The 24,220-nt window shown below is 58.5% G+C and carries 19 protein-coding genes; 16 read left to right on the top strand and 3 right to left on the bottom strand.

The genetic code is table 11. The annotated features are described in order from the left end of the window. The first annotated feature begins 8 nt into the window (after window positions 1-8). On the top strand, window positions 9-932 hold the full coding sequence (locus tag AC1DWA_RS05765; protein WP_020968737.1) for a UTP--glucose-1-phosphate uridylyltransferase: 924 nt from the start codon (window positions 9-11) through the stop codon (window positions 930-932). A 99-nt stretch (window positions 933-1,031) separates the two neighbouring features. Here the strand turns inward: AC1DWA_RS05765 and AC1DWA_RS05770 are convergent, their stop codons facing one another. Beyond that, window positions 1,032-1,355, bottom strand: a complete 324-nt coding sequence (locus AC1DWA_RS05770) for a helix-turn-helix domain-containing protein (RefSeq protein WP_020968738.1) — start codon at window positions 1,353-1,355, stop codon at window positions 1,032-1,034. Window positions 1,356-1,703: 348 nt separating this feature from the next. Between AC1DWA_RS05770 and AC1DWA_RS05775 the strand changes: the two genes are divergently transcribed. Continuing rightward, window positions 1,704-2,879, top strand: coding sequence for an O-antigen ligase family protein (locus AC1DWA_RS05775; RefSeq protein WP_446696314.1), 1,176 nt, complete (start codon window positions 1,704-1,706; stop codon window positions 2,877-2,879). Window positions 2,880-2,881: 2 nt separating this feature from the next. Here the strand turns inward: AC1DWA_RS05775 and AC1DWA_RS05780 are convergent, their stop codons facing one another. Then, window positions 2,882-4,333 (bottom strand): glycosyltransferase, encoded by a 1,452-nt coding sequence (locus tag AC1DWA_RS05780; RefSeq protein ID WP_029254697.1) that lies wholly within the window; start codon window positions 4,331-4,333, stop codon window positions 2,882-2,884. Then, window positions 4,327-5,793, bottom strand: coding sequence for a hypothetical protein (locus AC1DWA_RS05785; protein ID WP_232816784.1), 1,467 nt, complete (start codon window positions 5,791-5,793; stop codon window positions 4,327-4,329). Before AC1DWA_RS05785 ends, AC1DWA_RS05780 begins: the two co-directional genes overlap by 7 nt. Before the next feature lie 850 nt (window positions 5,794-6,643). Here AC1DWA_RS05785 and AC1DWA_RS05790 point away from each other — a divergent pair. The 14 genes from AC1DWA_RS05790 to AC1DWA_RS05855 all read left to right on the top strand — a co-directional run bounded on the left by AC1DWA_RS05790 (window position 6,644) and on the right by AC1DWA_RS05855 (window position 24,219). After that, on the top strand, window positions 6,644-8,164 hold the full coding sequence (locus AC1DWA_RS05790; RefSeq protein WP_029254699.1) for a sugar transferase: 1,521 nt from the start codon (window positions 6,644-6,646) through the stop codon (window positions 8,162-8,164). A 551-nt stretch (window positions 8,165-8,715) separates the two neighbouring features. Continuing rightward, a complete protein-coding gene (locus tag AC1DWA_RS05795) occupies window positions 8,716-9,438 on the top strand; it encodes a glycosyltransferase (protein ID WP_477845735.1) in 723 nt (240 codons plus the stop codon). Window positions 9,439-9,653: 215 nt separating this feature from the next. Then, on the top strand, window positions 9,654-9,992 hold the full coding sequence (locus tag AC1DWA_RS05800) for a DapH/DapD/GlmU-related protein (protein ID WP_024487404.1): 339 nt from the start codon (window positions 9,654-9,656) through the stop codon (window positions 9,990-9,992). A 26-nt stretch (window positions 9,993-10,018) separates the two neighbouring features. Continuing rightward, the gene (locus tag AC1DWA_RS05805) at window positions 10,019-11,299 is read left to right on the top strand and encodes a glycosyltransferase (protein WP_477845815.1); all 1,281 of its coding nucleotides are present in this window, start codon (window positions 10,019-10,021) and stop codon (window positions 11,297-11,299) included. Then, window positions 11,296-11,835, top strand: coding sequence for a DapH/DapD/GlmU-related protein (locus tag AC1DWA_RS05810; RefSeq protein ID WP_477845736.1), 540 nt, complete (start codon window positions 11,296-11,298; stop codon window positions 11,833-11,835). Before AC1DWA_RS05805 ends, AC1DWA_RS05810 begins: the two co-directional genes overlap by 4 nt. 70 nt (window positions 11,836-11,905) lie before the next feature. Continuing rightward, window positions 11,906-13,117 (top strand): lipopolysaccharide biosynthesis protein, encoded by a 1,212-nt coding sequence (locus AC1DWA_RS05815; protein ID WP_158510647.1) that lies wholly within the window; start codon window positions 11,906-11,908, stop codon window positions 13,115-13,117. Then, complete coding sequence (locus AC1DWA_RS05820; RefSeq protein WP_477845737.1) at window positions 13,110-14,174, top strand: polysaccharide pyruvyl transferase family protein; 1,065 nt, start codon at window positions 13,110-13,112, stop codon at window positions 14,172-14,174. The genes AC1DWA_RS05815 and AC1DWA_RS05820 overlap by 8 nt, the downstream gene beginning before the upstream one ends. 100 nt (window positions 14,175-14,274) lie before the next feature. Continuing rightward, complete coding sequence (gmd, locus tag AC1DWA_RS05825; protein WP_020968749.1) at window positions 14,275-15,306, top strand: GDP-mannose 4,6-dehydratase; 1,032 nt, start codon at window positions 14,275-14,277, stop codon at window positions 15,304-15,306. Next, on the top strand, window positions 15,303-16,271 hold the full coding sequence (locus AC1DWA_RS05830) for a GDP-L-fucose synthase family protein (RefSeq protein WP_042951021.1): 969 nt from the start codon (window positions 15,303-15,305) through the stop codon (window positions 16,269-16,271). The genes gmd and AC1DWA_RS05830 overlap by 4 nt, the downstream gene beginning before the upstream one ends. Window positions 16,272-16,323: 52 nt before the next feature. Next, a complete protein-coding gene (locus AC1DWA_RS05835; RefSeq protein ID WP_477916518.1) occupies window positions 16,324-17,649 on the top strand; it encodes a UDP-glucose dehydrogenase family protein in 1,326 nt (441 codons plus the stop codon). 682 nt (window positions 17,650-18,331) lie between these two features. Further along, window positions 18,332-19,777 (top strand): tyrosine-protein kinase domain-containing protein, encoded by a 1,446-nt coding sequence (locus tag AC1DWA_RS05840; RefSeq protein WP_060939098.1) that lies wholly within the window; start codon window positions 18,332-18,334, stop codon window positions 19,775-19,777. A gap of 418 nt (window positions 19,778-20,195) precedes the next feature. Further along, a complete protein-coding gene (locus AC1DWA_RS05845) occupies window positions 20,196-20,573 on the top strand; it encodes a GNAT family N-acetyltransferase (RefSeq protein ID WP_477916532.1) in 378 nt (125 codons plus the stop codon). Window positions 20,574-21,398: 825 nt separating this feature from the next. Next, window positions 21,399-22,922, top strand: coding sequence for a sugar transferase (locus AC1DWA_RS05850; RefSeq protein ID WP_477845738.1), 1,524 nt, complete (start codon window positions 21,399-21,401; stop codon window positions 22,920-22,922). Next, the gene (locus AC1DWA_RS05855; RefSeq protein WP_477845739.1) at window positions 22,909-24,219 is read left to right on the top strand and encodes an O-antigen ligase family protein; all 1,311 of its coding nucleotides are present in this window, start codon (window positions 22,909-22,911) and stop codon (window positions 24,217-24,219) included. Before AC1DWA_RS05850 ends, AC1DWA_RS05855 begins: the two co-directional genes overlap by 14 nt. Window position 24,220: the final 1 nt, after the last annotated feature.

Here is a 24,220-nt window from a genome sequence, read left to right on the forward strand (position 1 = left end):
GGTGAACGATGACTGGATACTCTGAACGGCCTTTCAGGACTGCGGTGGTACCGGCTGCCGGGATGGGGACCCGCTTCCTTCCGGCCACCAAGACGATCCCGAAAGAGCTACTCCCCGTCGTGGATACGCCCGGGATAGAACTGGTTGCCAGCGAAGCGGCTCAGGCCGGCGCAGAACGCTTGGTGATCGTCACCGCGCCAGGCAAGGCATCGGTGATCGGTCACTTCGTCGAGGACCTGGTGCTCGAGGGCAAGCTCGCCGCGAGTGGAAAGCACCATCTGCTCGAGCGTGTGCGTCGAGCACCTGGCCTCATATCGGTGAAGCCTGTCGTCCAAGAAACCCCGCTCGGCTTGGGTCATGCCGTCGGTCTTGTCGAGTCGGTGTTGGATGCCGACGAGGACTCGTTCGCGGTGTTGCTTCCCGACGACCTGGTTCACCCCTGCGGCGTTCTCGACGCTATGGCGAAGGTCCGTGCCGAGCGTGGTGGTTCTGTGCTGTGCGCGTTCGACGTCGCGCCCGATCGTGTGGGTGCGTACGGAGTATTCGACGTCCAAGCGCCTGAGGAAGGCGATGACCCCGATGTGCTCGCGGTCGTCGGCATGGTGGAGAAGCCGGACCCGGCGGATGCTCCGTCCACCCTCGCCGCGGCCGGACGCTATCTGCTCGATCGCGCCGTGTTCGATGCGCTCCGGCGAATCTTGCCTGGGCAAGGTGGTGAGCTGCAGCTGACGGATGCGATAGCGCTGTTGATCGCGGAGGGGCATCCGGTTCACGTCGTCGTCCATCACGGAACCCGCCACGATCTGGGTAACCCGGGAGGCTTTCTGCGAGCATCTCTCGACCATGCGCTCAGTCGCACCGAGTACGGTCCGGAGTTGCGAGTCTGGCTCAAGGAACGATTGGATCAGCCGGATCCGCAGTTGACGTACTGAAGAATGCCGTCCATGACAGCTGAGATCGGAATATGTTTTGGTGCAAGAGAATCCGCACCATTTTCGGTTAGTGCGTATGTGAATGTCGGTAGCCCGGATTCATTCGCTGCGTTTGTCGATACCGCGTCGGGTGAGTTCGTCCACCAGGGACTGTGTCGCAATCGTCGCGACGACCGACGGTGGAGTCGTTCCAGGCTCCGCCTCCTCAGAGGTCAGATAACCGGCGGCTACGAGGACCTCCATGATCGGAGCGTCGAAGACCTGACATGCCGTCCGCATCGTGTCCTGCGTGGGAGGGCGCTTGGCCGACAGCCATCGACTCAGCTCGGAAGGTCGAATCTTCAGCGCACGCGCAGCTTCCTGGATGTCGCCGAACGAGCGAAGTTCCAGTTGATTCTCGACCCATGCGGAGAAACCACTCATAGCGGTCATATTGCCTGAGCCGAGAGGTATATGCCACTTCCTTTCGGCCACGAGTCGAGGACAATTGGATATCTGCCATGTCGTGGCAAAGTTTTACGTCGACGATTCGCTTATTTGCAGTTACGCGACGTCGCCGACGGAGGCTGACTTCTGCGCTGAGCGGGGATTATTCAGCCCGGCGTTGGCGAAGGGTGAAATTGAGGGTGAAATGCATAAAATTCGATTGTCGGAAGCAGGAACTCAATGACAACGCCGAGTCAAATCAGACCTGAAGGCCTTCGGGATGATGCCGCTCCGACGGCAGGGCGAACAGGCAGAATTCCTTTGTCGCCGACTACCGCCGTCTGGATGGCGATCGCGGTCGTAGTTCCGATATACCGCTCGTTGCCCGGCGCCGTCACGCAGTTGTGGGCGATGGCAGTGCTTGCGGTCATCGTGGCGTCAGTAGCACTGGGACGAGTTGCTCGGCCGCAGTTTGTCGGCGTCTGGTTGATCGCCGGCTACGCCGCTCTTGTCGCCACGGTGACAGCAACGCGTGGCAGTGACGTCACCGGAAATCTCTACGTTGGAATCCAACTCTTCATTGTTCTCGGGCTCGGAATATTTGTGATGGTCGCCAATGTCCGGCGCGATCCGGAATTTGTCAGGCGTGTATGTATTGCGTTCATAGCAAGCCAATCGGTTTCTGCTCTGGTCGCCGCTATCCAATTGGCAGGTTCATCCGTCTTCGGTTTCGGTGTTGTGAACGGTCGTGCTCCAGGTCTGGCAGGTCACCCGAACGTTCTGGGCATCATGTCCTCACTTGCGCTGATTCTGTGCCTGGGGGCTGCAGTGCAAAAGGTCGGAAATCGGGTCGTTCTGGTGCTGATCTCGATTGTGAACGCGGTGGGACTGCTGGCAACCGGTAGCTTGAGTTCGTTGTCGGCGTGCGCGATCGGATTAATCGTGGTGGCGATTTCTTCGCGAGTGAAGATCGCCACCATCGTCAAGAGTTTTGTCGGTGCCTCCGTCCTCTTCTGGATCGCAATCACCTACACCGAGTTCGGAAAGCACCTGGAGACGCCGGCCGATCGATACCTTCAGGTCACAGGGCAGACCAAGGCCGTCAGCACTCTAGAGATCCGTAACGATACTTACGGATTCGCTTGGGACGCTATTCGTGCGCATCCGCTGTCCGGGGTGGGTTTGAACGCGGCCAATGCGGCCTCGTTCGACAACGTCACAGTCGTCCACAATGTGTTTCTACGATCCTGGTACCAAGGCGGGGTGGTGCTTGCCCTGGCTGTGGCACTGATCATCTGCGCGACGGCATTGGTTGCGTTCAGATCGATGAAGTCCGGCAAGAACGCCGCCGCGGCCGGCGTTCTGGTCTCGATGATGACGTTCGCTCTGACATCGGCGTTCTTCGAGCAGGCATACTACTGGCTACCGGTCGTACTCGCGTTTGCATGTCTTTCGACCGACAGCGATCGGACCGCGAGCTCCAAAGCTCAACCGGCGCAACAATCTCCGGTCGGGAACTGAGGCTACGTGTTCAGTCCGTGGAAGGTTTTCTCCCAGTACGACGGATTGCGTATCAACTGATAGGTGCCTTTTATGGCTGCGATGCTCATCAGTACCCAGTAGAGCGGAGCGGTGAGGCAGGCAATCAGCAGCATGGGATTCCGCGTCTCGCGGCACGCCACCAAGTTCATGTAAAGGACTGCAGCGTTACCGAAGACGAGTGACACGAGTGCCGGAAAGTAGACGTAGTTGGGAAATACGTCGTGGATGACCTCAGGCTGGCCGAGGATCCATCCGAGACTGATCAGCCAGAATGCCATGTTCAGCGTCGCCACGACGGGTGTACCCGCCATCAAGATCGTGAAGCGTAGAAATCCGACCGTGCCGAGTCCGCGCCACAGTTTCACGGGTTGACGCATGTGAACCAGCCAAGTCTGCAGGTAGCCCTTGTACCAGCGTGAGCGTTGTCGGATCCAGTTGATCGTGTCGCTGTTGGCCTCCTCCAGCGTCGTCGAGTTCAGAACAGCGGTCCGGTAGCCGCTCTCGGCGATGCGAACTCCGAGATCTGCGTCCTCCGTGACGTTGAAGGGATCCCAGGCGCCGATCTCGTCGAGCACACTTCGCCGAAGGTGATTGGACGTGCCCCCCAAAGGAATCGGTGACTGACTGCGCATCAGCCCAGGGAGGATGAAATTGAACCAGAGGGCGTAGTCGGCCGTGAACCATGCGGTCAACAAATTCTGAGTTCCGTTGTGAAATGCGAGTTTCGCCTGAACGCACGCAGTATTCGATGGAAGTTTTGCGAAAGTTGCTACCACACGACGTAACTGGAGCGGATCCGGAGAGTCCTCGGCGTCGTAGATGGTGATTATCTCGCCCGTAGAGAAGTGCAATCCGTAGTTACAGGCTTTGGGTTTGGTGCGCGGATCTGCAGCAGGGACCTTCAAGATACTCACCACAGCATCGACTCCGGCGGCAGTCGCAGCTTCGATAGTGACAGTGTCATCCTCTTCGAGGAGCAAGAGCACCTGCAATTTGTCCGAGGGGTAGTCGATCGCGCGCATAGCGGAAATCAGGTCTCCGACTACTTCCGGCTCGTTGTATGCCGGAACAAGGATTGTGTAGTGCGGGAGTTCTTCGTCCGAAAGCGAGCTTGCCTCTTGATCGCTGATCGTCATGATCGAGGAAGCATCCAAACCTCTTGTGAACAGCACGAGTCGATCAACCATCGCCCACACGTAACCGAGAGTGCACGCCAATGTGAGAACGATCAGCGTGGGAGTAAGGAAGAAGACCAGACACACCATGGTGATCACGAGAATCAGGAGCAGGATGTTGCGCTGCCACGGATAGAACGCAACTGATGCCGATGAAATCGGTTTGCGTTCACGCAGTCCGTTCACAGCGTCGTGGAGTGCGGCTCGTTTGAATTCTTCGGAGCTTTCGCCCTCAACCGAGAGATCGGGATCTACCACTTCTGTGCCTCCACGACGAGCCTTCCGAGTGACTGGAGCATACCTAGATCCTTGTACTGAGATTCGCTGTCCACAGTCGATATCCGGCCTCTGAGTAGAACGGCCAAGGTGTTGCTTCCATTCGAAGCCATTGATGGTTTCGGTTCGGGGAACAAGGCATTCGGTTCATGATTGTCCACTGTCAAGAGTGTGACGCGTTGTGCGGCACCGTCGCCGCGTGTCCACACGAAATTGAGGTTGCTCCAGGTGAGTAGGAGGGAGTCGTCGACAACTGTGTACATTTCCGCGACAACTCCACGACTCAACTCGACTCGTACGGTGGGGCTTACACGTGCGTTCTGGAGATCATAAGTTGTATTGCTCGGATAGACAGACAGAGTAGACGGGCGACGCACTTGAACAACGTCCATTTGGACAGTGCGTGGGCGCATCTGGGTGTCCCAGGCAGGATTGGGCGTATCAGCACGAATCGTCTGGCGAGTGAGTGCCGAAGTGGAACCGAAGTATTTTCTCGGCCAATCGTATTCGTTGGTCGAGATTTCACGCCAACCAGCGGGGACGATGAGGCGTGGATCAGCAGTCGCCGGCGGGCCTACCGAGACCGGAACGCCCTGAGCGGTGGGCACCGGCGTAAAGAACATCACGATCGCCGCGGCGAACACCACCAGGATCGTCCAGTTGCTGGTCGACGTCGAAGGATTCCGGAGCGGACGCTCGAACGGCTTCCATGACCTTCCACGTCGCTCGTACAGGTAGAAGAACCCGCCTACCAGTAAAGCGCTACCTAGTGCTGGTAGCAGCTGGATGCTGAACAAGGGTGCAGTCGGGTACTGACGGGAGAGATAGTAGACCAAGGCGGCACCCAGGACGGACGAGCCGACGAACCCGGCGAATCCTCGTCTCCAGGTCCTACTGACGGCGATCGTCGTTGCGGCCGAAGCGACCAGCACCATGATGATGCTGTAGTCGAATCGAGTGCCGCCGAGTTCAGTCGCCAGCGTGCGGTAGATGAGCGGCGCCAGGACGATCGGAACAACCCAGATTGCCCAGTAGCGGTTCACCGGACGCAGCCCGAACATGAGAACCGCTGCGCTCCAGACGAATACCCAAGCCGCGATTACATCGATATGCATCAGTTCATAGTTCTCGGCAAAACGTGGCATGAGGAGTGCCTGTAAACCCAGGGAGACAAGTAAGCCGATACCGCCGACAATCTTGTCCGTCTCGCGGTCGTGGATCGGAAGGTCCGGGCCTCGCCGCAAATCTGTTCCGACGGCGGCTATCAGGCAGAGCAAGGGGAGGACAAAAACGTATCCGATGGCGGTACCGCTCGCGGTGCTCCTCCACAAATTGGTCCAGGTAGGCCAGAAAGCAAAGATTGTCGCGGCTGCAATCATCAGCCAACGTACTGTGAGGCGGGGGATAATTCCCGACTGCGTGCGTAGGTCGCGAATCTTCAAGATATGTAGTCCTATTCGAACTGGTCGTCTACTCCGGCCGTGTCGGCTGCAGCGAGGTTGTGTCAGCGAACCCGACTTTTGTCGACCTTACGTGATCGATCGCAAGGTGCGAATCCGCACACCGGCCGACGCGGAATGGCCGAAGCGGGGGAAGAATCTCACATATTGAGACGAAGGAAAAATTTCTTTTCGGGGCCGGTTAGTTGCGAACTGGACGAGCGACCTGTTCTTGTTCTGATGTTGATGCCTGTATCAGCAAGGGCTGTAGTGCTATTCGCCTTCGAATTGCACATCGAAACGGCAATAGGGACCAAGATCCCTGTCGGGGACGTAGGTCCCCAACGGCGCAGGCACCTTCTGTCGGCGAAAGTCATAGCGTTGGTTACCAATGGAAATGATCCTCTGTTCAGGCGGTATCGGTAATGCGGTGCCCTTTGGCAACCGCCTACTGGCGAGTAAGGTCCTCCCGTTTGCCGCACTTTCGTTGAAGTAACGCGATAGTTGCTTCTGAATCGATCTCTCGTCCAGTTGTTCCAGTCGATCCGCCTCCGAAGGGCGAGAGGCAAAGCGCTTGCGCTGCGGCCATATTGGAATAGGTGGGGGTGTGGGCGGCTACAGGCCTGAACTGGGATGACTTTGCGTTTGATCCTGCGCTCGGACAGTGCTGCAATGTAATCCAATCGGAGCGTGAGAGCGTTCCGATTCTCGAACAATTGCACTCTTCGGATCGAAGCGAGCAATTTGCTGTTCCAGCGGATTGCTCAAATCTGGTGAATCACGCTCAACACCTGTCAACGACACACGGATTCAACGACACACGGATTCCACGAATGAGGAAGGGACTGATCACGTGACGGCGCTCGACGTGTCCACACTGGGCAAGACCAAGCACACGCTTCCCCGCGCAGTGCCCGACCTCCGCCGCGGATCGACTTCTCGGAGGGAATGGGAAACGGCATACCGCAGAAGGCTGTTCCTGGGCGATTCGGTGATCATCGTGGCGACGGTTTTTCTGGCTCAATGGCTACGATTCGGCGGAGACGGCCGTGCGGTAAGCCCCGGAATCCTCGGGCAACTCAGCTACACCGGTGTGTCAATTGCATTGGCGGCGATGTGGTTATCGTCTTTGGGGATCTTCCGCACTCGCTCGATTCGTGTGATCGGCAGCGGCCCCGAGGAGTACAGACGAATCTTCGTCGCGACAGTTCGCCTCTTCGGTCTCATTGCGATTGTCAGCTTGCTGTTGCAGTTGGACATCGCACGGCTCTATCTGGCCTTCGCATTTCCGGTCGGTCTGACCGCACTGATGGCGAGCCGCTGGATCTGGCGAAAGGTGATCGCGCGGAAGCGGTCTCGCGGCGATTTTCAGACGTCCGTCTTGGTCGTGGGAAGCCCGGTTGCAGTCAAGAAAATGGCCCAGACCTTCGAACGAGCTCCCGGTGACGGGTACCGGGTAGTGGGCGTCTGCCAACCCAGTCAACTAGGACGTCGCGACAGAGTCATAGTGGTCGACGGCAACGAAATACCGGTCCTAGGCGACGAGCACGACGTGACCGACGCACTCGATTTGGTCGGTGCCGATGCGGTGGCGGTTACGGCGACGGAACACCTCGGCTACGACGGTATGCGGAAACTGGCCTGGGATCTGGAGTGTAAGGACGTCGATCTTGTTGTGGCACCGGGAATCCTGGATGTTTCCGGTCCGCGACTGTCGATGCGGCCGGTGGCGGGCCTTCCACTGATTCACGTCGAACGTCCGCGATACCATGGTGCTCAACGGTTCGCCAAGACAGCCTTCGACGTCGTTTTCGCATCTGTCATTCTCATTTTGATCAGTCCCGTTTTGATCGTGACGGCCTTGGCAGTCAAGTTCACCAGTCGGGGTCCTGTGCTCTATCGGTCGGAGCGAATGGGATTGGACGGGGTTCCCTTTCCGATGCTGAAGTTCCGATCGATGGTTCAGAACGCAGATACGCAGGTCGACAGCCTGCTGTCGGATAACGAGGGCGCCGGCGTCCTGTTCAAGATGCGTGACGATCCTCGGGTTACCAAGGTGGGGCGCGTCATTCGAAAGTTTTCGATTGACGAGTTGCCTCAGTTCGTCAATGTGCTCCGTCGCGAGATGAGCGTAGTTGGCCCGAGACCGCCGTTGAGGCGTGAGGTAGAGGCATACGACGGGGCCGTCAAAAGGCGACTGCTGGTCAAACCGGGTATCACCGGTTTGTGGCAGGTGAGCGGGCGCTCGGATCTTTCGTGGGAAGAAACCGTTCGGCTGGATCTGTCCTATGTCGACAACTGGTCGATGGTCGGGGACGTGATGATCGTCGTGAAGACGCTCAAAGCCGTAATGGCTAGTGACGGCGCATACTGATCCGTTCAGTCAGTCTTTCGTATTCGTATTCGTATCGCGAATCCGATTCGCCATTCCCGGCGAACTCTGCCTGGGATCCGAAGTAAGGGAACTGCGCAATGCACACTGGCCAATCGGTGGTGCTCGATGAGAACTTTGGGGGAGCAGGCTCGATGTCATCAACAAAATACTCGATGTATTTGGCGGTGATTCCAACCTATCGGAATCCGTGCATCGAGGTGTTGCGTGAGATGGAAGAAGGAAATCTCGATATTCTCGCTTCGGACTACGGGCTGGATTCCACGGTGCGAACTGGCATCGACAAGGATTTCTACGACCGCGTTCGACGGATCGGAATCTTCGGTGACAAGGTTCTTCTTCAGGTGGGTTCTTGGAAAAATCCGCTTTCCGCGTCCGTGACTATCCTGGATTTGAATCCCCGTAGTCTCACATCGTGGAGTATTTTGGTCCTTCGACGAATAGCGCGTCGCCGTACTCTTCTTTGGGGCCATTTGCATCCCAGGCAAGGTTCTTCGTCGAAGACGGCTTTCCTTCGGCGAACGATGCGCCGCTTGTCTCAGGGGACCATTCTTTACGGGTACGCCAGTGTGGTCCCAGCCAAGCTCGAGGTTCCAGGCCAACCAGTTTGGGTTGCACCCAATTCTTTGTACAAACGCGCTGACATCAACGCTGGTAACATCGGCGAATCGCGTAGATCAATTGTCTATGTCGGCCGATTGGTTGCCGAGAAGAACGTCGATCAATTGGTTCCAGCTTTCCACCGATCGGGCCTCGTAGACGAGGGTGCCGTGTTGGAAATCGTGGGTTTCGGCAATGCGGTGGAAACGGTAGAACGGCAAATTCTCGAATTAGGTCTGGAAGAGTCCGTTGTGGTACACGGTCGCATTGAAAGTCCGATCGAACTTGCTGAAATCTACGCACGCTCAATCATGTCGATCTCTCCCGGATACGTCGGGTTGAGTGTCACTCAGAGTTTGGGATTCGGAGTCCCGATGCTGTACCCCGAGGACGCCCCGCACGCCCCCGAGATCGAACTTGCTGCTGTCGGTCCTATGCAGAGTTACTCACCGACGACCGAGGAGTCGCTGGCTGCGGCGCTGCGAGACTACTTCCTGCATCTTGTCTCCAATCCCGTTCCAGCGGAGGAAGTTTCAGCGAAGGTCGGGGATCTCTATTCCGCCGAAACCATGGCATCGGGGATCTCTGCTGCGTTGCGAGGTCAGGTCGTCGAATTCGACAATGAGGGATGGCCCAAGGAGATGGTCGTACGATGAGCAACCGATCACGCCTACCGTCAGGTGTCAGGCGAGCCCTTCGCGGAATTATGAATGGACTCGCAATATCGAACGGGAATGTTTCAGTAGGGCGCGACTTCAACGCCGGCCGTGGAGCTATCATCAGTGCGCCTCACCGACTGAATATCGGCGATAATGTCAGTGTCGGACCCCGAACCGTTATTCAGGTAGACGGCTCCATCGGATCCCACGTCATGATCGGAATGAACGTCTACATCGTGGGGCGCGAAGACCACGCGATCGACGAGGTGGGTATTCCGATGCTCGCGTCGACGTGGGTGGGGGACCGTCAGCCTGGTGCCCGCGATTCTGTCGAAATTGGAACAGACGTATGGATAGGCGCCTGTTCGGTGATATTGAGCGGTGTGAAGATCGGTGACGGTGCGGTTATCGGAGCCGGTTCGGTCGTGACGAACGACGTCGAGAGTTTCTCGGTGAATGTCGGAGTTCCGGCACGGAAAGTCGCCGAACGATTCGAGAGTGACACGCAGAGAAGTGCACACCTGCAAGCTGTGCACGGACTGCCGTCCTGAGTTAGCTGAAAAGGGAAATGAGCACGATGGATAATCAGGGAAATAAAATCCTGATCGTGGGAATCAACTATTCTCCTGAGCCAACCGGTATCGCTCCGTACACGGAGGGTTTGGCAAATGCGATAGCGGATGCCGGTGCTGACGTCAGGGTAGTGACAGGGTATCCGCACTATCCATTCTGGCGAAAGATGGATGGCTTCTCAGGTCTGTCCTCCGTAGAGCAGTCGGAAAATCTGACGGTTCAAAGACTTCGTCATTACATCCCTCGGAATCCCAGCTTCCTGCGAAGAATTCTGATGGAGGCAAGTTTCGCTTTGAGAGCGACCTGGGCGACTCTTTTCCATCGAGCAGACCTCATACTGTGTTTAAGTCCTACACTTTTGTCCTCGGCGGCATTTGTCATCAGGACCAGGCTCCTTCGGTCGCGCACACCCGTGGTGCTGTGGGTGCAGGACTTCTACGGACTGGGCGCGTCCGAGACCGGTCAGCTGAGCGGAGGCCTGTCGTCTCTCGTTGATCGAGCCGAATCCTGGATCTTGCGAAAGTCCGATCACGTCGTCGTGATCCATCCGCGGTTCGCGAAGCATGCTCAGGACAACCTCGGAGTCGACTCGAGCAGCGTCACAGTCATCAGGAACTGGACCCACCTGGATCTCTCCCAGTCTGCCTGCACCCGAGAAGATTCGCGAAAGCGATTGGGCTGGGGGCCGGAACAGAAGATAGTTCTGCATGCCGGCAATATGGGTGCCAAGCAAGGGCTCGAGAACGTAGTGGACGCCGCGCGTTTACTTGGGCCGCGGCAGTCCGACATCAAATTCGTGCTGATGGGGGATGGGAATCAGCGGGCCCATCTCGAAGAGCTGTCCGAGGGATGCACCGGGATCGAATTCATGGATCCTGTTGGCGGCGAGGACTTCACCGATGTGCTGCGAGCAGCGGACGCATTACTTCTCAACGAGTTGGCCGATCTTCGCAGTATGGCCGTTCCGAGCAAACTCACATCGTATTTCGCTTCAGGGGTACCCGTCGTCGCGGCTACGTCTTCGGACAGTGCCTCCGGCGAGGAGATCGCCCTGTCCGGGGCGGGAGTACGTGTTGACGCCGGAAATCCGGAAGCATTGGTACGTGAAATAGAGATGCTGGTATCCGACCCCGTCCGTGCCGCTCAACTCGCGCGAAGCGGGGGGGAGTACGTGCACGAAATCTTGTCTCCCGGCTCTGCCACCACGGCGTTCGGTGACCTCTTCGACGGACTCATCAATCGAGACAGTTTGCCGACTCGACCGACGCAAGCCCGAGCGCGATGACACACCCGCAGCTCTCCCTCGGTGAATTCACCGGGGCAGGATACGACAAGGGACGTCCGGCATCAGTGCAGGTCGCCTGGCTCGCGGTGGCACCACTGTTCCGGGCCTGGTTCGTGCCGGCACGCGTACGAGTTGCCATTCTCAGACTGTTCGGCGCTCAGATCGGTGATGCAGTCCTGATTCGGCACGGCGTGAAGATCCATTGGCCGTGGAAACTGTCGATCGGTGATAACACTTGGGTGGGTGAGGGAGCATGGATCCTCAATCTCGAACCGGTGAGTATCGGGTCGAACAGTTGTGTCTCGCAGGACGTCTTTCTGTGCGCGGGCAGTCACAGCAGAAAGTCACGGACTTTCGAGTTCGACAACGGACCGATCGTCATCGGCGACGGAGTGTGGATTGCGGCCAGGTCCACAATTCTCCGTGGCACGTCGGTCGGTGACCACTCGGTTATCGGCGCAAATTGCCTTGTTACATCTGATGTTCCGGCGAGTTCGATCGTCCGCGCCCCGGTTTCGTCGATCGGACGACCATGAAGGGCGCACGACCGCGCTGCGCCGGGGTTCCGCACTCGTTCGAGTGCCCGGGTGGTGGAACATGAAGGTGATGACGAACCCCCTGGTGGTTCAGTTCACGGGAATCGCCGGCGGACGTCTTGTCGGTGCGTTGATTCAGGCACTGAGTATGGTCCTACTCGCGCGTATCTCCGGTCCGTCCGGCTTTGGAATCTTCGCTGCGGCTTATGGTGTCGGACTGGTGCTTCAGACCATTCTGAACTTCGGGTTCACCCCATTTCTGGTTCGGATCCGTGCGTTGGGTGACCAGGACCCCCTCATCGCGTCGACCTTGGAGTTCTCGCGCCGCGCCAACCTGGCCGTTGGTGCATTGCTGGCATTTACCGCGGCGGTAGCCGCGGTCTTCGAGCCGAAGCTTTGGTTCGTAGTGCCGTTGACAGCTTGGGTTGTTCTGGACAATTACGTCGAGACGCTGCTCTCGCTACCACTCGCTGACGGGAATACCTGGCAGAACGCGGTGTCGTTGCTCCTCCGGCGAGCACTTGCTCTCGTTTTTGTTGCGGCGGCTTGGCTCGCAGGAGTCGACGCAGTGTTCTGGTATTCCGTGGGCCTCGCGTTCTCTTCGATGATCGCTGTCTTCGTGGCCATTCGGCTCGGACCGGCGATCACTCGTGTCAGATCGAGACGCTCGTACAAGTCGATCATCGGCAAGTCTTCGCACTTCTGGTTGAATTCCGTTGCTACTCAGACGCGCAACTTCGACGTACTGCTGGTTGGACTCGTCACGTCGCCGGCCGTCTCCGGAATCTACGGCGTGACGAGTCGTATCACCACGCCGTTGCGGCTGATTCCCACATCATTTGCGGCAGTTCTCATGCCGGCGGCGGCGCGCTCGACGACCGGGCGAATCACCCAGGGCATTCTGCGACCCGCGATGTACGTATGCATCGCAAGCGCGGTGATCTTCGGTGTGATCGCAGCTGCCATACCTGTGCTCGTTCCACCGATTTTGGGCGATGCGTACGTAGACGCGGTACCGGTAATGCAGGTCGTCTGCTTCAGTTTGATCTTCGCAGCGATCTCGTCCCAATTGAATGCGATTCTGCAAGGTACGGGCAGAGTTGAAATTGTCTCCTACATAACGGTTGTGAGCACCTTGATCTGCCTCGTCGGAATCGTGCTTGCTGCCCCCCGTTACGGGGCGCTCGGAGCGGGGTGGTCGCTCTCGCTCAGCTATGTACTTCAAACCGCATTGCTGACCTGTGTCGTTGTCGTTGCAATGAGGAGGGATCCCCATGCGTAGGTTCTTCATGAGTATTGCAGCAGCTCAGGGCAATCTGGGTGACATCGAGATACGGCGAACAGCAGTCGACTACATGCGTGAACTGGGATTCAAACCCGTTGTCTTTTCCGGCAGTATGAGCGCGGAGTACGTCGATGCCTTCGATTGGGAGCCAACCGACGAGGTCGTGGATTCGGGTATCAGCTTCTGGCGAGCGATTTTGTCCGATACGGTGCGCCGAAAGCGGGCAGTGATCGTGATGGCACCTGGGCCGGCGGTTCTGGGGGCTTCAGCAGCAAGCGTCGTCAAGCACTCGTTGTTGGTGACAGTCTTTGCGGTGCTTCGCATTTTCGGTACACGAGTCCTCGTTTTGGGACGGTCGATCGAGGTGCGAAGCTCGATGGCGGCAGTACCCGAGAAGATCCTCGTCGGCGTAGCCGACGTCTACGCGGCACGTGACAAAAGGACGTGTGAGTACCTGCGAGGCAAGAGTCGGTTCTATCCCGATCTCGCGTTCCGGGCCGGCGTATCCGACGGAGCGAAGTCTGCAGGCCGAGAATCTGCGAGCCGAGAAATAGCCTTGCTTTCACTTCGGCATGACCGACCGGTGAACTACGCGGTTCTTCGGTCGATCCACAGTCAGGTCGAGGCAATCGGCTTGAATCTGGTGGCCTGCTGCCAAGTTGCCGAGGACGACAACCACAATCGTGAAGTTGCTGCAACGCTGGGTATTCAGTACGTGGGATGGGACGATGACGTGACCCATCGGCAACAGGAGTCCGCTGTCCGCGCCCTGTACGAGCGCGCTGCCGTAACCATCAGTGACCGCCTCCATGTTTTGATCCTGAGCGCTCGAGGCGGATCGATACCGGTGATGGCGGGCAGCAGTTCGGTACCGAAGCTGAGGGATTCGCTGGAACCGGTACTCGCGCCGCAGGCCTCCTGGATGGACGATGCGACGGGTGGCAGCTTGAATCTCGGGCACGACGAATCTACCCGTATCTCTCGCGGAATGGATTCCGCTGCCGCGGAACTGGAGGATTTGAGATCGCGGATCAAGGGGGCAGTAATGCCGTGAGGGTTTCTCAGTTCTGGTTGTGGGTTCGTTACTCCCACACAACACAATTCGGCCGATGACTACTCGCAGACAAGTATCTGCTTCGAGGACGGAGTTTCAAGTGAAACGTGCACTGATTACCGGAATTACAGGCCAAGACGGTTCATACCTGGCCGAGCTGTTGTTGAGCAAGGGATACGAGGTCCACGGACTTATTCGTAGGTCGTCCACGTTCAATACAGCTCGAATCGATCACATGTATGTGGATCCCCACACGCCGGATGCAAAACTGTTCCTTCACTACGGAGATCTCAGCGACGGGGCGCGTTTGGTCACTCTTCTCGCACAGATACGCCCGGACGAGGTCTACAACCTCGCAGCGCAGTCCCACGTGCGGGTGAGCTTCGACGAGCCAGAACATACCGGTGACACCACGGGAATCGGGTCGATCAGGTTGCTCGAAGCAGTCCGGATGGCTGGTCTCGAATGCAGGTTCTACCAGGCGTCCAGTTCCGAGATGTTCGGTGCGACACCGCCTCCGCAAGACGAGCAGACTCCCTTCTACCCGCGATCGCCGTACGGTGCGGCGAAGGTGTACTCGTACTGGATCACCAAGAACTACCGCGAGGCGTACGGGATCTTTGCCGTGAACGGAATTCTGTTCAACCACGAATCACCCCGGCGAGGCGAAACATTCGTCACTCGCAAGATCACGCGAGCGGTGGCGCGGATCAAGGCCGGTCTGGAAAGCCATTTGTACATGGGCAATCTCGATGCAATCCGCGACTGGGGCTATGCGCCGGAGTACGTGGAGGGAATGTGGAGAATGCTTCAGGCCGACGAACCGGACGATTACGTGCTCGCGACAGGCGGTAACTACTCGGTCAAGGATTTCCTGACGGTGGCCTTCGAGCACGCCGGCCTGAACTGGGAAGATCACGTGCGCTTCGACGAGCGCTATCTGCGGCCGACGGAAGTAGATGCGTTGATCGGAGATGCCGGTAAGGCGGAGCAGAAGCTCGGTTGGAAGGCGACTGTGCATACCCCGGAGCTGGCTCGAATCATGGTCGATGCGGACATCGAGGCTCTGACGTGTGAGGGCAAGCCCTGGATYGACCGTCCGAACCTGGTGGATTGGGAGCACGCTCGATGACGGGGGAGTACACGCAGAAGTCCCTCGATCGAAGCGACACGGTATACGTTGCGGGCCATCGTGGACTCGTTGGTTCAGCGATTTGGCGTCGTTTGGAAGCCGACGGTTTCAATCGCCTTGTCGGTCGCACGTCCGCCGAACTCGATCTTCGCGACCGCGGTGCCGTATTCGAATTCTTCGCCGCTGAGAGGCCGAAGAACGTGGTCCTCGCGGCAGCCAGAGTGGGCGGGATACTGGCGAACAGCACACTGCCGGTGGACTTCATCTCCGACAACCTTCGCATCCAGGTGAACGTGATGGACGCGGCGGCCGAATTCGACGTAGATCGCCTTCTATTCCTCGGATCATCCTGCATCTACCCGAAATTCGCACCTCAACCGATTCGCGAAGAATATCTGCTGACCGGTCATCTGGAACCGACGAACGATGCCTATGCCATCGCAAAGATCGCGGGAATCCTGCAGGTACAGGCTGTTCGCAAGCAGTTCGGGCGACCGTGGATCTCCGCGATGCCGACGAACCTCTACGGCCCGGGTGACAACTTCTCTGCCAAGGGCTCTCATGTGCTGCCAGCCCTCATCAGGCGCTTCGACGACGCGCGCCGTGATGGAGCTGCGTCAGTCGTTAACTGGGGCAGCGGGACGCCGAGGCGCGAGTTTCTCCACGTCGACGACATGGCGGATGCCTGCCTTCATTTGCTCGACCACTATGACGGAGCAGAACACGTCAATGTTGGTACGGGCGAGGACCAGAGTATCGCGGAGATCTCCGCGATCGTGGCGGACGAGATCGGGTTCGACGGCGAGATCGAATGGGATCATTCGAAACCTGACGGGACGCCGCGGAAGTTGCTTGACATCGGGAAGCTTCGAGATTTGGGGTGGCAGCCCAGGATTGATCTTCGTGCGGGAATCGCATCGACCGTGGAGTGGTATCGACAGAACGTCGATTCGATCAGGACATGAAGTACTACAGCATTATTCGACGTAAACCCGACTTCGACAGGCAGACATCGTTATGACTTCTCGTATTGCGGTATTCGGCACCGGCTACCTCGGGGCGACACATGCAGCTTGCATGGCCGAGTTGGGTCACGAGGTTCTCGGGGTGGATGTTGATCCGAACAAGCTCGCGATGCTCGAAGCTGGGGAGGTTCCTTTCTACGAACCGGGACTCGAGGAAGTGCTGCGCCGCAACATAGCCGCGGGACGTCTTCGATTCACGGCTTCCTACGAGGAGGCCGCAGAGTTCGCCGACATCCATTTCCTCGGCGTCGGTACGCCGCAGAAGAAGGGGGAGTTCGCGGCCGACATGCGTTTTGTCGATTCGGTGATCGAGACGCTTGCACCCCTCTTGACCAGGCCGACCGTTATCTTCGGGAAATCAACAGTGCCAGTTGGTACAGCAGAGCGATTGGGTGCGCGGGCACGGGAACTGGCGCCTGCCGGACAAGACGYCGAGGTGGCGTGGAACCCGGAATTTCTCCGGGAAGGCTACGCGGTGAAAGACACACTTCACCCGGACCGGCTTGTGCTCGGGGTCGACCGTAATCGACCCGGACGTGCGGAATCGGTTGCGCGTGAAGTGTACGAGCAGCTCTTGAACGAAGGTATTCCCTTCGTTGTGACCGACCTTGCGACTTCGGAGTTGGTCAAAGCGTCAGCCAATGCATTTCTGGCGACGAAGATCTCGTTCATCAATGCGATCTCGGAGGTGTGCGAGGCGTCGGGCGCGGATGTGACCGTTCTTGCCGATGCCATCGGCCACGACGAGAGAATTGGTAGGCGATTCCTCAACGCCGGAATCGGTTTCGGTGGTGGCTGCCTACCTAAGGACATCCGTGCTTTCATGGCACGTGCGGGTGAGCTGGGAGCAGATCAAGCACTCACTTTCCTACGCGAAGTCGACAATATCAACATGCGTCGTCGTACTCGGATGGTCGAACTGGCTCGAGAAGCGTGTGGTTCTCTACTCGGAGCCAATGTGGCGGTTCTCGGTGCAGCCTTCAAGCCTGACTCCGACGACGTGCGCGACTCACCTGCGCTGAACGTTGCCGGCCAGATTCAGCTCCAAGGCGCTGCCGTCAATGTCTATGACCCGAAGGCCATGGGAAACTCGAAGGCGTTGTTCCCCACCCTCACTTACACTTCGAGTGCACTTGACGCGTGTGCAGGAGCTGATGTCGTCTTGGTTCTGACCGAGTGGACCGAGTTTCGAAAGTTGTTGCCGTCGGATCTCGAAGCGGTCGTCCGCAAGAAGGTCATCATCGACGGACGTAACTGCCTGGAACCGACCACCTGGCGCGACGCAGGGTGGACCTATCGAGGTCTTGGAAGGCCGTAGATCGGTGAAACCCTCAGCGAGGGATGGTTATTGCACGGCGTCGAGGGGAGTGCCCGCGTGTCTGGGACGAAGGTCCGTCAGTAGATGAACTATTCCGGTGTGGAAACTTCGATCGCCGCCCGTCGATTTCGGGGCGAGTGGTGTTTGCCCTGTTCGATTGGTGTGCACCGGCTTCCGGTGGCGGCGGGCGTTGTTGGATGTTCGCGGACTTTGGTCCTACGGCCGGCTGAGGGTGTGTGATCTTCGCGTGGTCGGCACATTCGGCTGGCGAAATCGAGGGGTTTCGATGCTGCGTTGCGGTGGTGAAAAGAACCACGACACAGTAGAGTTCAGCCTGGCTGCACGTTACGTCCGCTCTCTTCGATGTGCAGTGAACTCCAGGTGGCGGTGTCGGCCGATGAGGCTGACGAAGAGAACTGGACCCGATGTCCGTGTCGCAGGTTCGCCGCTGCGTCAATATGTAGTCGTGCCGTCAAGTGTGGACCACGAACTGAGATGCGTGAGATGCCACGAAGGTTTCTTGTCCCTGCCTGTTTCGGGATCGACCTCTCTGTGACGCAGGGACGCGCGATAAAAAGATTGGCTGCCTCGTTCAGCCTGGATTGAGTGCAGCGGCTCGACAAGCGGCTGTCGATTACTACTCGAATACGTACTACGTGCTCGAGCCGAAGGAGATTCGACGATGGATGTACGGGACTACCTGAAGATCTTGCAGGCACGGTGGAAAATAGTCGTTGTCGTCACCGTGGTTGTGATCTTGGGCGCTTTGGGTGCCTCGTTGATTGCGACACCGGTCTACCAGGCTTCCACGCGCCTGTTCGTGTCGACTTCCACTGGAACGACCGTGAACGAGGCTTACCAAGGCAACCAGCTTTCACAGCAGTTGGTCACCTCCTACGCCAAGCTCCTCACTGGGGAGACGCTCGCGCAGCGAACAATCGATGCAGTGGGGTCAGATCGATTGGGTGGGCTGTCCGCGGCGGAGATCTCGTCGAAGGTGACCGCCACATCGGCGCCGGATACTGTACTTCTCGATTTGAGCGTGCAAGATGCGTCGCCTGAACTGGCACGCGAAATCGCAAATGCGCTGTCGGACGAGTTTGTCGTGATGGTCAAAGATCTGGGTACGCCCGCGAATGGTGGCACAGCGCCGGCGCGCGTCGTTGTCGAGCAGCGAGCACAAACTCCCGCGGAACCGGTGTCGCCGAAGACTTCGCGGAACGTGGCGCTCGGTGCCGCGATCGGGCTTCTGCTGGGGATCGGATTGGCTGTCGTGCGTGATCGCCTGGACAACACCGTCAAAGAGCGCAAGGTGGTCGAAGACATCGCCGGCGCGGCGATGGTGGGAACAATTCCGTTCGACAAGGAACGCGAAGTTCATCAAGCGATCAACTTCCACGAGGGCAACTCCGCAAGTGCCGAGGCGTACCGCGAACTGCGAACCAATCTGCAGTTCCTGGCCGTGGATCGTCCACCGAGTGTCATCGTCGTCACGAGTTCTCTTCCCTCCGAGGGAAAGACCACGACCGCGGTGAACATCGCACTCGTGCTGGCCGAGGCAGGCAAGAAGGTGTGTCTCGTCGAAGGTGACCTCCGTAAGCCTCGCGTTTCGAAGTACCTTGGACTTATCGGAAGCGTCGGTTTGAGCTCGGTCTTGGCTGGGCAAGCAGATCTCGACGACGTACTTCAAGTCACGAGCAACGCTGACCTGACGGTTCTTGCTTCAGGTCCGATTCCCCCGAACCCGAGCGAACTGCTGGGGACTGACACTGCCCATGCAGTCTTTACCGATCTCCGCAGAAGGTTCGACTACGTCATCATCGACGCCTCGCCGTTGCTTCCGGTTACGGATGCTGCAGTGCTTTCAGCGCTGGCGGACGGTGCGCTCGTGATTGCTCGTCACGGCTCGACGAAGAGGGATCAGCTGAGCAGGGCGGTCGGCAATCTCCACAGTGTGGGCGCGACAATTCTCGGCACTGTCATCACGATGACCCCGCTGAACGGTCGTGGTGTCTACGAGTACAAGTACTACTACGATTCCGATCCGGTTGTCGCAGACGTGGCCGTGGGAGGTTCCGTGGACAGCAATCCAGTCGGCAAACGAAGGGTAACGTCGACAGTCAACTGATCTGGTCGTACGTTAAATCCCGACGCCTCACAGGGCCCTCGAGCAATGCTCGAGGGCCCTTCGGCGTGTGGTGAATCGGACGCAATTCTCTAGTCGGGTCCTCTGAGTCTGCGACGCTGCGGTCTGACCTGTCCTACTTGACCGGTGCCGCTATGGCTTTCGATCTGGTTGCGCCTGACGAGCCCTTGTGAGCTTCCTGTCGGAGTCGTGTGACGAGTGTGGCGGACCGCAGGCGGACCAGCACGGTTCGGCGATTGGAGTTGCGCAACGTCTAGATCTCGGTCTGGCATCCCGTGCTGGATTCAGGCAGTGGGTGCAGTAGCTGTTGGCGCAGCCAGAGTCGTGGACGGGGCCCGACATTGTCCCGGCAACCAACTGGTGGATCGCTCGAGGCGGCCGGTATCTCGGTGCTATCCAGATGCGGCACAGCATGAACGAGATCTTGGCCGATGTCGGTGGTCATATCGGCTATGGAGTCCGGCCGCCGGAACGCCGGCAAGGTATCGCGTCGACGGCTCTGCAGGAGATGCTCACGTGTGCCACACAACCGGTGGGCCTCGGTCGAGTCCTGATTGCCCGCAACGAGATGAACGTGGGTTCACGCAAGGCCATCGAGGTTTGCGGGGGTCTACTCGCGAGCGTGCGCCCAGCTGATCAGTCGACCGCAACCTCGGCTGTTCGAGAGACACGCTCCGCTACTGGGCGCCAACGAGYATGTCGAGCGTCAGTTGACCTATACGCGGCCGCGCACACTTGCCATTGCCGCGCACGCTTGCATGGACATAGCCGTCGGTAGCGGTCGCCCCGCTTTGTAGTCGAACGGCTGCACAATTCCCCCTTCTCGAATTGGATTGTGCTGCAAATCTTTCTGCACCGCATAGACGGTCAGTGGCGGTCCAGGCTCCTCCTTTTGCATGTCTAAATTCTCGGTGTCGCCCGATCGTAGGTTCGCGCATTGCCGGCCAGTCGTAAGTAAAGCGCGCAGAGGCCAAGTGCCGGACAATCGTCCAGGTCTGAGGCGACGCTGAACGCTTCAAAGTATGGTTTGCAGAGCGATTACCAACTGCGTGCGGGTTTCCGTCCAAACGTGGAGTCCAATTGGCTAAGTCAATGAAAACTATAGGTACGCAATAGTAATGGCGATGAATGGTCTCACCTTCCTGATTGGAGGGTGAATAACTGACCTCAATGCTGGCGACCGGAAGAAGTTCGGGAAGCGCTATTGCCACACTGTCCGGAATGTGGCAAACTCCTCACTGGTACTGACCAGCTAGCCGTAAAATTGCCAAGACGTGAGTCCTGACAATATCGAGGCTGGCGACGTCAGCGGGCGAGGAGAAATCGCCGATCGTCCTGTGTTTGGGTCGTTAGTGGACTCTGCTTCAATCATGGGGTGTGAGCTGCGGCAATGCCGCAATAATCGACAGTTGGGCCGAGGCCTGACAATAGTCGCCGGGTTAACTGCAAGGCGCACGTAATGCGACCATTCGCACTGAACGCAGCAATGCGGAGCAGTTGCTTCGCCGTCGAAGTTTCGGGATTCGGCAAGGCGGTCCGATGGACCTCGGCCGGTGAACAGCTTCAGGCCGAATTTTGTGCATGGGGAAAGGTTTCTGAACACATGACGGTTCTCGAGATGGCCGCGCCCACGAAAGAACGGCCACAACAACACCGACGAGTAGCGCCGGAGAGGGCTGGTGGAGTTTCCGCACGCAGGAAATGGCAATCTGCGTATCTTCGTCGTCTGGCGATCACCGACACGATCATTGTTGCGGCAGTTGTGTTTCTGGCTCAATGGTGGCGATTCGGTAGCGACGCGGATGTCGTCGACGGTGAAGCATTCGGCCATTTCAGCTACACCGCACTGTCTTTCGCCTTGATTATCGGCTGGTTCGCCGTGTTGAGAATATTTCGCACCAGATCTCCTCGCGTGATCGGAAGCGGCCCTGAAGAGTACCGATTGATCGCTGTCGGAACGCTCCGCCTGTTCGGACTGATTGCGATTGCCAGCCTTCTCCTTCACCTGGAGATCGCGCGCCTGTACCTCGCCGTGGCGTTTCCGATGGGATTGACCGCCTTGATCGCGAGTCGTTGGATCTGGCGACGGGTGATTGCTCGTGAGCGAGCCCGAGGTGAATTTCGAACTGCCGTACTTGTGGTCGGTGTGCGAGGGGCGGTTGTCGATCTTGCACGCAACCTCGAGCGCGACGATGCCCATGGATACCGAGTCGTCGGAGTCTGCGTACCTGGCTACGGAGGAGACGTGGGCGAAGTTGTCACAGTGAACGGTCGGGACATTCCGGTGCTCGGAGATGAGCACAGTGTCACGGACGCAATCGAACAGGTCGGTGCCGACACGGTGGCAGTGACGGCGTCGGAGCGATTCGGACCGGAAAGGCTGCGCACGTTGGCCTGGGATCTCGAGCGCGATCATGTGGACCTTGTTGTTGCACCAGGGATTCTGGATGTGTCCGGACCGAGGCTGTCGATGCGCCCGGTCGCTGGATTTCCGCTGATCCATGTCGAGCGTCCGCGCTATCACGGCGCGCAGAAGTTCACGAAGACGACCTTCGACACCGTCTTCTCGACCGTGGTACTCGCCATGATCAGTCCGGTGCTTCTGGCGGCTGCGATCGCAGTCAAGCTCACGAGCAAGGGGCCGGTTCTGTACAAGTCCGAGCGGATGGGGTTGGACGGGCAGCCGTTCCCCATGCTCAAGTTCCGCTCGATGGTCCAGAATGCGGATTCTCAAGTCACGGCGCTGATGAAGGAGAACGAAGGCGCCGGAGTGCTTTTCAAGATGCGAGATGATCCGCGTGTGACGACGGTCGGTCGCTTCATGCGTCGGTACTCGATCGACGAGTTGCCCCAGTTCGTCAATGTTCTTCGGCGCGAGATGAGCGTCGTCGGACCGCGGCCACCGCTTCGGCGCGAGGTCGAGATGTACGACGATGCGGTCAGTCGCCGGCTACTGGTCAAGCCCGGTGTCACCGGTCTGTGGCAAGTCAGCGGACGTTCTGATCTTTCGTGGGAAGACACTGTCCGCCTTGATCTTTCCTACGTCGACAACTGGTCGATGATGGGTGACGTCATGATCGTCGCGAAGACGCTCAAGGCGGTGGTGGGAAGTGATGGCGCCTACTGACAAGAATGCGGCACCGGCGCCTTGCGAAAATGAGGCACCGAACAATCCGCTGATCTTGCGAACGGCATTGGTGATCGCGGTCATCGGCGCGAGCGGAGCCTTTCAGGCCTACACGCAGAAGACAGCGCTCGGATCGTTGCTCGTACACGGTTCGGCCGTTCTCTCGGCGACACTCGCGTTGGTCTACTTCCTCGACCGGCGATACTCACGCAACGCGTCCTGGCCTGTCTTCATGCTTCTGATCGCGGCCGGCGTTCCGGCAACCAGCTGGTACTGGTCGACGTTGCCCCGGAACTCCGTCGTCGCCGGCATCGTCATCGTGTGCCTGGCGATCACTGGAATCATGGTCGCCCGCGAGTTGACCTTCCCGGTGCGAGTGCGGACGGTGGCCGTCACCTTGCTGGTACTACTCGTGCTGTCGCTGATGGTCGTGGTCCTCGATCCTTCGACCGGCATCGATGTGGACACCCGCACTGTTGCCTATCGCGGAATCTTCACGCACAAGAATACTTTGGGCCGAATGGCTGCGATCGAAGTTGTCCTTGTTGCTGTCATGCTCATGCTTCCCGACGTCAAGCGTATTCCGTGGGTGGCGGCGCTGGCTGTTGCCGGCATCGTGTTGTTCGAAGCCCGGAGCCAGACCAGTCTCGTCGCTGCAGGCATTGCGCTGGCGACAGTGCTTGCTCTGAAGTGCCTTCGACGGACACCTAACGCTCGCCTCGCCTCGACGGTGATCATCGGGCTGTACATCGGGGTATCCGGCGCGATGAAAGTGCTCGGACCCGATGTCGCAGCGCTACTCTCGCGAGATGTCACGTTGACCGGCCGGCTACATCTCTGGACGGTGTCCGAGTACTACGCCGAACAGCGGCCCCTGCTCGGTTGGGGCTTCGGCTCGGTCTGGGCACCTGACAGCGTTGTCGGACAAATGATCCGGTCCAAGCTGTCCTTTCCGGCGACCAGCGCGCACAACGGAATGCTCGACATTCGTCTCCAGATCGGTTGGATCGGATTCCTGCTGCTGTTGGCCGGCTACTACCTGCTTCTGAACACGGCGCTCGGGCGAGCTCGCAGCAGAACGGAGTACATCGCCGTCGTCGCGATCATGGTTCTCGTCTTCTCGATGGACTTGACGGAGTCGACGCTCTTCTTCGGCGCCATGTGGCTGATCGCATGGGTCTTCCTGGCGCCGTACGGACCCTCAACGCACCGCTCTCACAGTGCAGGCAATGCCGAATTGTCGATCCGTAGGGGTCGTGCGTACGGGTTCACTCCGGAGCGAAGAGGAGGTCAGTGAG

The organism is Rhodococcus sp. P4_F3_2, from assembly GCF_056401335.1.